The following is a 9,763-nucleotide window of genomic DNA, read 5'->3' on the forward strand; positions in this document are numbered from 1 at the left end:
TTTAAGTAGGCCGGTAGGCCTGAAACAGAACAAAGAGTGATACGAGACGTTTTCGTCCCATTTTTAACGATATTATTATTTTGGCTAACACACCCGCAGACCGTACAAAATGCTGGGTTATGCGTATATGTAGCTGAATAAAATAAAGATTTTCTCTTTTTAAATATCTGCTCTTGAACTTTATCATCCCAAATAATGTTTTTATCTTTGATTTGTAGAGTAGATTCTAGTATATTGTTCATATGGTCATCATCCTTTTGTTTTAGGTTTAGGCGCTTTTAATATAATGGATGTTGGCCTTTTTGTATACACTAAAATAGGGTTGGTGAAAAATTTCCATCAGCCCTAAAAATTATAGAACCGAAGATTCCGCTTACTCTTATTTTTGTGTATTGTATGAAATTTGTGGTACAATTTTGGAAAAGATTAAAAGTTTTTAAAAGGAAGAAGGTACAGTATGAATAAAAAGTCTAAATGGCTTGGATTTTTCACTACTTCATTAGTTATTTTATCTATGGTGTTTATAGGGAACAACTCAGCAAAAGCAGCTGAAGTTCAACATGGATTTTCAATTAGTGAGTTCGTTACGAAGAAAGAATCACTAGAATTAGTAATGACCGGATTAAACGGAAAAGATATTTATAATATTTTTGGTATTTGTTGTACGGTTCTGTGTATTGGTTTGATGATCTATGTGAAAATCAAAGAAAAGAATGATAAAAATAAATAGATATTATAAAAGCTAAACGATTTGGTTTAGCTTTTTTTCTTTGATGAGCATTCCTTTTTGAATTATTCTATATAAACGATAAAATAAGAACAAACGTTCAAAATGGAGAAGGGTAGATGCGAAAAATTTTACATGTAGATATGGATGCATTTTTCGCATCAGTGGAACAAAGGGACCATCCTGAGTGGAGGGGAAAGCCTGTGATAGTAGGTGGAAAACCAAACCAACGCGGTGTTGTGTCAACTTGTTCCTATGAGGCGAGGGCTTTTGGGGTCCGTTCAGCGATGCCAACTGCTAAAGCGATGAAGCTCTGCCCGAAAGCGATACTCACGCCTGGGAGATATGAGTTATATAAAGAAGTTTCCGCTCAGGTGCATGAAGTGTTTCGAACCTACACAGATTTAATCGAATCACTCTCGATTGACGAGGCCTATTTAGACGTCACGGATAATAAGAAAGGAATTCAGTCTGCAACAGTAATTGCTCACGCGATTCAAAAGGATGTCTACGAAAAAACAGGGCTCACTTGTTCCGTTGGAGTATCTTTTAATAAATTTCTTGCGAAAATGGCTTCGGGTTATCATAAGCCGTCTGGTGTTACTGTGATTACACCCGAAAATGCAAAAGAATTTATTAAGAATATTCCGATTGAAGATTTCTATGGGGTAGGGAAAGTGAGTGCTGAGAAGTTAAAAAAGGCTGGAATCGAAACAGGAGCAGACTTGTTTCCTTTGACGGAAGAAGAATTAGAACTAAAGTTTGGAATTCTAGGACCACGTCTCTTTAAACAGGTTCGTGGAGAGTCAAATGATCAGTTGACACTTCATCGTGAGCGAAAATCGTTTGGGACAGAACGAACCTTATTAAAGGACACAACGGATCATGGAATTCTGACAGGGTATTTAGATAGTTTTTCAGAAGAATTAGAGCGGATGCTGAAGAAAAGAAGTTTAGCTGCTAGAACCGTCACGCTCAAATTAAGAGATTCTAATTTTAATACAACAAGTAAAAGTGTTACATTACGGGAGTATTTTAATAAAAAAGAAGAAATTCTTCAGCTTGCATTGCAACTATTTGAAGAAATGATGGATGAAAAGCCAATTCGTTTGATTGGGCTAAGTGTTTCGCATTTAGAAAAGACAGATAAAATTTATAAACAATTAAAACTGTTTTAATAAATTAGTACAGTTCTAAAAGTGAAACTAGTACAGTTTGCAAGTGAAAACTATAGGTACATTTGCTGAAAATAGATGAAAACAGATAAAGAGTTGAACAAATCGGAATAAAAAAAGACTTTATAAAGCGTAACAAAATAGAACTTTATTCACAAAGTTAACCAAAACGCTCTATAAAGTCTTCTTTGCTTGCATAATTCACAAAAGTTTGTTAAATTATTATACGATAGCAGAGGGAATAGTACAGTTTTAACTACCTGTTTTGTCTGTGAAGCACAATTTCTTATAGAAAAGGGGAAAAAAGAAGTATGGCAACGAAGAAAAAATTCAATCTCGATGCACTTTTCACACCAAATAACACGAACTTTGAAATGGTTCAAGTGTTAGACGCAGAAGGAAAAGTTGTAAATCCTGACTTAGTACCAGATTTATCTGACGACGAATTAGTTGAATTAATGACAGATATGGTATGGTCTCGTATTTTACACGAACGTTCAACTGCATTAAACCGTCAAGGACGTTTAGGTTTCTATGCTCCAACAGCTGGACAAGAAGCTTCTCAATTAGCTTCAATTAAAGCAATTGAAAAAGAAGACGTTCTTTTACCTGGTTACCGTGATGTACCTCAATTAGTAAAACACGGTTTACCATTATCACAAGCATTCTTATGGTCTCGTGGACATGTTGCAGGTAACATGTACCCAGAATCATTAAAAGCTTTACCACCACAAATCATTATTGGTGCACAATATGTTCAAGCAGCAGGTGTTGCTTTAGGTTTACAAAAACGTGGTAAGAAAAACGTTGCAGTAACTTATACTGGTGATGGAGGATCTTCACAAGGGGACTTCTACGAAGGTATTAACTACGCTGGTGCTTACAAATCACCTGCAATCTTCTTCATTCAAAACAACGGTTGGGCAATTTCAACTCCTCGTGAGTTACAAACAGCTGCTCCAACATTAGCTCAAAAAGCTGTTGCTGCTGGTATCCCTGGTATCCAAGTAGATGGTATGGACCCATTAGCAGTTTACGCTGTAACTAAAAAAGCTCGTGAATACGCAGTTGCTGGAAACGGTCCTGTGTTAATCGAAACAATCTGCTTCCGTTATGGTCCTCATACATTATCAGGTGACGATCCAACTCGTTACCAACCAGAAGGAATTCAAGATGAATGGGCTAAGAAAGATCCATTAATTCGTTTCCGTAACTACCTAACAGCTAAAGGCTTATGGTCAGAAGAAAAAGAAAACGAAGTAATCGAAGCAACTAAAGAAGAAATCAAAGAAGCTATTAAAGAGGCTGACAAACAACCTAAACAAAAAGTTTCATTCTTCTTAGAAACAATGTTTGAAGAACCAACAAACGTTATTAAAGAACAAATCGAACACTTTAAAGCAAAGGAGAATAAATAATTATGGCACAAATGACAATGATTCAAGCCATCACTGATGCATTGGCTGTTGAATTAAAACGTGATGAAAATGTCCTAATTTTCGGGGAAGACGTTGGTAAAAACGGTGGGGTTTTCCGTGCAACTCAAGGACTTCAAGATGAATTCGGTGAAGACCGCGTTTTCAATACTCCTTTAGCAGAATCTGGTATCGGTGGTTTAGCAATCGGTTTAGCTTTAGAAGGTTACCGTCCAGTTCCTGAAATCCAATTCTTCGGATTTGTATTCGAAGTAATGGATAGCGTGGTAGCTCAAGCAGCTCGTACACGTTACCGTATGGGTGGAACTCGTAACATGCCAATCGTATTCCGTTCACCAATGGGTGGAGGGGTACATACTCCAGAATTACACTCAGATAACTTAGAAGGTTTAGTAGCTCAATCACCAGGTTTGAAAGTGGTTATCCCTTCAAACCCATACGATGCAAAAGGGTTATTAATCTCAGCTATTCGTGACAACGACCCAGTTGTTTACTTAGAGCACATGAAATTATATCGTTCATTCCGTGAAGAAGTTCCAGAAGGAGAATACACAGTTCCTCTAGGAGTAGCTGCTGTAACTCGTGAAGGTAAAGACGTATCTGTAATCACTTACGGCGCAATGGTTCGTGAAGCTGTTAAAGCTGCTGAGAACTTAGAAAAAGAAGGAATCTCAGTAGAAGTTATCGACTTACGTACTGTTTCTCCATTAGACTTAGACACAATCTTAGCATCAGTTGAAAAAACTGGTCGCGTAGTGGTTGTTCAAGAAGCACAACGTCAAGCTGGTATCGGCGCAATGGTAATGTCTGAAATTTCTGAACGCGCAATCTTAAGTTTAGAAGCTCCTATCGGACGTGTTGCAGCTCCAGATACAATCTTCCCATTTGGTCAAGCAGAAAACGACTGGTTACCAAATGCTAGCGACATTGAAGCTAAAGTTCGCGAAACAGTGAACTTCTAATTTAACAATTTTCATTCTAAAGAGCCTCTCACTTGAGTGTGCTCTTTAGAGTTTTATAAAAATAAGAAGGGATGTACAAGCATGGCTTTCCAATTTAAAATGCCTGATATCGGTGAAGGTATCGCAGAAGGCGAAATCGTAAAAATCGACATTAAAGTCGGAGATACAATTCAAGAAGATGATATTTTATTCGAAGTACAAAACGACAAATCTGTAGAAGAAATTCCTTCTCCAGTAAGTGGTAAAGTATTAGAAGTTAAAGTTCAAGAAGGTACAGTAGCACGAGTTGGCGACATCATCGTAGTTATTGACGATGGTTCAGGACCTGCAGAAGCATCTGCACCAGCAGCGGCTCCAGCGGCAGCACTTGCACCAGCTGCACCTGCAGCATCAAGCACTTTCCAATTCAAATTACCTGACATCGGTGAAGGTATTGCAGAAGGTGAAATCGTTAAAATCGACATCAAAGTAGGCGACAAGATTGCTGAAGATGACATTTTATTCGAAGTACAAAACGATAAATCAGTAGAATCTATTCCTTCTCCAGTATCTGGAACTGTTACAGCAGTTTTAGTATCTGAAGGAACAGTAGCTCACGTTGGTGATGTAATCGTTGAAATCGCAACAGAAGGCGGTTCTCACGCACCTGCAGCAGCGACTCCAGCAGCACCTGCAGCACCAGCAGCAGCTCCAGCGGCACCTGCAGCTCCAACTGGAGTTCCAGCAGCAAGCAACCCTGGTAAATTAGTATTAGCAATGCCTTCAGTTCGTCAATATGCACGTGAAAAAGGTGTTGATATTACAGCAGTAGTTCCAACTGGTAAAGGTGGACGCGTAACTCGTGAAGACATCGATAACTTCGGTGGCGCACCAGTGGCAGCTCCTGCAGCAGCTCCAGCAGCAGTAGAAGCTCCAGCAGCACCAGCTCCAGCAGCATCAGCACCAGCAGCGGCTCCAGCTAAACCATTCGTTGGATCAGCAGAACGTGAAGAACGCGTTAAATTAACTCCAATGCGTAAAGCAATCTCTAAAGCAATGGTTAACAGCAAACATACTGCACCACACGTTACATTACATGACCAAGTTGAAGTTTCTAAACTTTGGGATCACCGTAAGAAATTCAAAGATGTTGCAGCTGCACAAGGTACTAAATTAACATTCTTACCTTACGTTGTTAAAGCTTTAGCAGTAGCAATGAAGAAATTCCCAGTATTGAATGCTTCTATCGATGACGCATCTCAAGAAATTGTTTACAAAAACTACATCAACATCGGTATCGCTACAGATACAGATTTAGGTTTATTCGTTCCAAATATCAAAGATGCGAATACTAAGAGCATGTTCGGTATTGCAGATGAAATTAACGCATTAGCTGCAAAAGCTCATGAAGGTAAATTAACAGCTGCTGAAATGGGACAAGGAACAATTACAATCTCTAACATCGGTTCAGTAGGTGGCGGTTGGTTCACTCCAGTTATCAACTACCCTGAAGTTGCGATTTTAGGTGTTGGTACAATCGTTCGCGAACCAGTAATCAACGAAAACGATGAAATCGTAATCGGACGTAACATGAAATTATCATTAAGCTTTGACCACCGTATCGTGGACGGCGCAACTGCTCAAAAAGCTATGAACGAAATCAAACGTCTATTAAACGATCCAGAATTATTATTAATGGAAGCTTAATTCATTAAACAGTTAGGAACGACGTAGACGCGTGTTTACGTCGGTTCCTTATTTGAAAACTTTTAAGAGGTGAAAAAAATGGTAGTAGGCGATTTCGCTATTGAACTAGATACAGTCGTAATCGGTGCTGGCCCTGGTGGATATGTTGCAGCTATTCGTGCAGCACAAGAAGGTCAAAAAGTTGCGATTATCGAGAAAGAATATATTGGTGGTGTCTGCTTAAACGTTGGATGTATTCCTTCTAAAGCATTGATTGCTGCTGGACATCATTACCAAGAAGCACAACACTCAGAAGTATTTGGTGTGACTGCTAAAGAAGTTGTTTTAGACTTCGCTAAAACTCAAGAATGGAAAGATAACCAAGTTGTTAAGAAATTAACTGCTGGTGTTGAGTACTTATTAAAGAAAAACAAAGTTGAAATCATTCGTGGAGAAGCTTTCTTAGTAGACGAACACACTTTACGTGTTGTGACTGAAGACAGCGCTCAAACATACTCATTCAACCATGCTATCGTAGCTACGGGTAGCCGTCCAATCGAAATCAAAGGATTCAAATTTGGCGGACGCGTGATCGATTCAACTGGTGGTTTAGGTCTTAAAGAAGTTCCTAAAAAATTAGTTGTTATCGGTGGTGGAGTTATCGGTTCAGAATTAGGTTCAGCATACGCTAACTTAGGTTCAGAAGTGACAATCCTTGAAGGTGCTCCAAGCATCCTTTCAATGTTTGACAAAGACATGGTTAAACTTGTTGAAGATAACATGGCTAAAAAAGGTGTTACTATCGTAACTAACGCAATGGCTAAAGAAGCTGTTGATAATGGTGACAGCGTAACTGTTAAGTACACAGTAGACGGCAAAGAAGAAGCGGTTGAAGCGGACTACGTTATGGTTGCTGTAGGTCGCCGTCCTAACACTGACGAATTAGGATTAGACGTTGCTGGTGTTGAAATGACTGAACGTGGTTTAGTAAAAGTTGACAACCAAGGACGTACAAACGTTAAAAATATTTTTGCTATTGGTGATATCGTTCCTGGACCAGCTTTAGCTCATAAAGCAAGCTATGAAGGAAAAATCGCTGCAGAAGCAATCTCAGGTAAAGCAGTGGCTGTTGACTACCGTGCAATGCCATCTGTTGCCTTCACTGATCCAGAACTTGCTTCAGTTGGATACACTCAACAACAAGCTAAAGATGCTGGTTTACAAGTGAAAGCTTCTAAATTCCCATTATCAGGAAATGGTCGTGCATTATCATTGAACGCTACTGAAGGTTTCGTTCGTTTAATCACTACTAAAGATGATAACGTAATCGTTGGTGCACAAGTTGCCGGAGTAAATGCTTCAGATATCATTGCTGAATTAGGTTTAGCAATTGAAGCTGGAATGAATGCAGAAGATATCGCATTAACAATTCACTCACATCCATCATTATCAGAAGTAGTTATGGATACAGCTGAATTAGCATTAGGTATGCCAATTCACGTTTAATTTTCATATTAATGAACTTAGAGGACTCGAATTTTCGGGTCCTTTTTTGTTGCTGTTACAGGAAAATGAAAGTATCTAACTTCTCGAATACGAACAATTATATAAGTGTTTTTAAGAATATTAGGCTTTTTGTTCAGGATAGCTTGATTGGAGTAGGGGTTATCGCTTATAATGAAGCGTATAAGACCGAATGAAGGAAAAGCTTCATCCTCCTCCATTCATCGAACCTTTATGTAAACGAAGGGGGATGTTTCATGTCTGAGGACAAGAAATTTAAGGATTCCTACGTACTTTGTATCGGTGGAATGAACGTAGACAAGAAAGTTCAATTACTCGAAGATCTCGTTCTTGAAACGAGCAATCCAGTAGTCTCGTCATTAAGTGCAGGCGGTGTTGCCAGAAACATTGCTGAAAATTTAGGACGACTAGGAATTTCTGTTAAGATGTTATCGGTAGCAGGAGATGACGAAAGTTTTACATGGCTTGAAAGAGAAACGAAAGACATTATTGATTTTTCATTAGTTGACCGACTGTCAGGAAAAATAACGTCGAATTATACAGCGATTTTGGACCTTCGAGGTGATATGTGTCTTGCTTTAGCAGATATGACCATTTGTGAGGAGATGACACCTAGGTGGCTCACTTCGCATGAAGAAGCGGTGAAAGAAGCAGCGCTCGTCATTGCAGATCTCAATCTTCCTCAAGAAACATTAGCAGCGCTTATACAGCTAACAAATGAAGGAAAAATTCCACTGGCCATTATTCCAGTGAGTGGACCTAAGATGAAACGAATCCCTGACAAATTACACGGAGTGACTTGGATTGTCGTGAATGAAGATGAGTCAAAAACGAGGTACGGCGAACACACGCTTTCGGTACTAGCTACTTTGTGGCAGAAGGATGGCGTTGAAAATATCGTCATTACAAAAGGAACGAAATGTGGTGTTTTTGCAGATGTTACAGGAATCGTAAAGACTTTTACACCGATTAAAGCAGAGCAAGTCTGTGATGTGACAGGAGCAGGAGATTCATTTTCTTCTGGAGTGCTTTACGGAGCTCTTAAGGGGGCTAGCTTGGAAGAATCGATAGGATACGGATTAACGAATTCGTACTATACGGTCCAAGCCATTGAAACAGTTCGAAAAGACTTAAACGCTAAGTCATTTGAAAAAGAATATCAACAATTAAAGGAAAGAGGTTTATCATGAATCCATTATTATCAATCAGTAAAGAAGTGCAACACGCTTTAGACAACAACTTACCAGTCGTTGCGTTAGAATCAACCATCATTTCACACGGAATGCCATATCCACAAAACGTTGAAATGGCTAAAACTGTTGAACAAATTATCCGCGACAATGGAGCTGTTCCTGCAACAATCGCCATCATGGACGGAAAATACAAAATTGGTTTAGAAGAAGCGGACTTAGAACGTCTTGCAAAAGAAAAACCAGTCGCAAAAGTATCACGCCGTGACTTAGCTGAAACATTTGCAAAAGGCGTGCTAGGTGCAACTACAGTAGCGACAACGATGATTGGTGCGCACTTAGCGGGTATCAAAGTATTCGTAACTGGCGGTATTGGTGGGGTTCACCGTGGCGTTGAAGAAACAATGGATGTCTCAGCAGATTTAGATGAATTAGGGCAAACTCCAGTTACAGTTGTCTGTGCTGGTGCCAAAGCGATTCTTGATTTACCACGTACTCTTGAATATTTAGAAACAAAAGGAGTACCAGTTGTAGGCTATCAAACTGACTACTTACCAGCGTTCTACACACGTACTTCTGAGTACAAATTAAACAGCCGAGTTGAATCAGCTAAAGAAGTTGCTGAAATGATTCGTTACTCTGAGTTATTGAACCTTAAAGGCGGTATCTTAGTCACAAACCCAATCCCAGCTGAACACGAGATTCCACATGAAAAAATCGATGCGATTATCGATCAAGCGGTTCGTGAAGCAGACGAAAAAGGTGTTCACGGAAAAGACAGCACACCATTCTTATTAGCGAAAATCGTTGAGTTAACAGGCGGGGAAAGCTTGAAGACAAACATTCAGCTTGTTTATAACAACGCGAAGCTTGGTGCGCAAATCGCAAAAGAATACCAAGAAGGAAAATAATCAAAGAAAAAGGCTTTATGGATTACAACGAATCCTTGCGGATTTGTTTGTAGTTGCTGTGACATGGCACCGGTTCGAGCCCAAGGTCTCTCACCTTTAAAGCCTCAAAGAGGGCGTATGGATTAAAAAATCCCACGCCCTCTTAGCACAGTGGTTGAATGGAATGAGTTTCG

Annotated in this window: 8 protein-coding genes and 1 pseudogene; 8 read left to right on the plus strand and 1 reads right to left on the minus strand. The window is 39.4% G+C overall.

Annotated features, from left to right (window positions below; translation table 11 throughout):
- A pseudogene (locus HMPREF3103_RS09635) lies at window positions 1-242 on the minus strand (ISL3 family transposase); the annotation flags it as partial.
- 215 nt (window positions 243-457) lie between these two features.
- On the opposite strand from HMPREF3103_RS09635, the gene HMPREF3103_RS05120 reads away from it, so the two are divergent.
- The 8 genes from HMPREF3103_RS05120 to HMPREF3103_RS05160 all read left to right on the plus strand — a co-directional run bounded on the left by HMPREF3103_RS05120 (window position 458) and on the right by HMPREF3103_RS05160 (window position 9,590).
- Entirely contained in the window at window positions 458-730 is a 273-nt protein-coding gene (locus tag HMPREF3103_RS05120; protein WP_070437892.1) for a hypothetical protein, read from the plus strand.
- 116 nt (window positions 731-846) lie between these two features.
- On the plus strand, window positions 847-1,905 hold the full coding sequence (gene dinB, locus HMPREF3103_RS05125; RefSeq protein WP_070437895.1) for a DNA polymerase IV: 1,059 nt from the start codon (window positions 847-849) through the stop codon (window positions 1,903-1,905).
- 308 nt (window positions 1,906-2,213) lie between these two features.
- On the plus strand, window positions 2,214-3,320 hold the full coding sequence (gene pdhA, locus HMPREF3103_RS05130; RefSeq protein ID WP_005605221.1) for a pyruvate dehydrogenase (acetyl-transferring) E1 component subunit alpha: 1,107 nt from the start codon (window positions 2,214-2,216) through the stop codon (window positions 3,318-3,320).
- Between the two features lie 2 nt (window positions 3,321-3,322).
- Entirely contained in the window at window positions 3,323-4,300 is a 978-nt protein-coding gene (locus HMPREF3103_RS05135; RefSeq protein WP_049554647.1) for an alpha-ketoacid dehydrogenase subunit beta, read from the plus strand.
- Between the two features lie 81 nt (window positions 4,301-4,381).
- Complete coding sequence (locus tag HMPREF3103_RS05140) at window positions 4,382-5,986, plus strand: 2-oxo acid dehydrogenase subunit E2 (RefSeq protein ID WP_070437898.1); 1,605 nt, start codon at window positions 4,382-4,384, stop codon at window positions 5,984-5,986.
- Window positions 5,987-6,064: 78 nt separating this feature from the next.
- Entirely contained in the window at window positions 6,065-7,471 is a 1,407-nt protein-coding gene (gene lpdA / locus HMPREF3103_RS05145) for a dihydrolipoyl dehydrogenase (protein ID WP_070437901.1), read from the plus strand.
- Between the two features lie 254 nt (window positions 7,472-7,725).
- Window positions 7,726-8,679, plus strand: coding sequence for a carbohydrate kinase family protein (locus HMPREF3103_RS05155; RefSeq protein ID WP_070437907.1), 954 nt, complete (start codon window positions 7,726-7,728; stop codon window positions 8,677-8,679).
- Window positions 8,676-9,590 (plus strand): pseudouridine-5'-phosphate glycosidase, encoded by a 915-nt coding sequence (locus HMPREF3103_RS05160; protein WP_070437909.1) that lies wholly within the window; start codon window positions 8,676-8,678, stop codon window positions 9,588-9,590. Before HMPREF3103_RS05155 ends, HMPREF3103_RS05160 begins: the two co-directional genes overlap by 4 nt.
- The last annotated feature ends 173 nt before the right edge of the window (window positions 9,591-9,763 follow it).

Origin of the sequence: Granulicatella sp. HMSC30F09, assembly GCF_001806915.1 — a bacterium.
Taxonomy (GTDB): Bacteria; Bacillota; Bacilli; order Lactobacillales; family Aerococcaceae; genus Granulicatella; species Granulicatella adiacens.

What these genes read in the sequence shown, in the direction of transcription:
- HMPREF3103_RS05160 (WP_070437909.1), top strand. Translation starts at nt 8,676, where the DNA reads ATGAATCCATTATTATCAATCAGTAAAGAAGTGCAACACGCTTTAGAC.
- HMPREF3103_RS05135 (WP_049554647.1), top strand. Translation starts at nt 3,323, where the DNA reads ATGGCACAAATGACAATGATTCAAGCCATCACTGATGCATTGGCTGTT.
- lpdA (WP_070437901.1), top strand. Translation starts at nt 6,065, where the DNA reads ATGGTAGTAGGCGATTTCGCTATTGAACTAGATACAGTCGTAATCGGT.
- HMPREF3103_RS05155 (WP_070437907.1), top strand. Translation starts at nt 7,726, where the DNA reads ATGTCTGAGGACAAGAAATTTAAGGATTCCTACGTACTTTGTATCGGT.
- dinB (WP_070437895.1), top strand. Translation starts at nt 847, where the DNA reads ATGCGAAAAATTTTACATGTAGATATGGATGCATTTTTCGCATCAGTG.
- pdhA (WP_005605221.1), top strand. Translation starts at nt 2,214, where the DNA reads ATGGCAACGAAGAAAAAATTCAATCTCGATGCACTTTTCACACCAAAT.
- HMPREF3103_RS05140 (WP_070437898.1), top strand. Translation starts at nt 4,382, where the DNA reads ATGGCTTTCCAATTTAAAATGCCTGATATCGGTGAAGGTATCGCAGAA.
- HMPREF3103_RS05120 (WP_070437892.1), top strand. Translation starts at nt 458, where the DNA reads ATGAATAAAAAGTCTAAATGGCTTGGATTTTTCACTACTTCATTAGTT.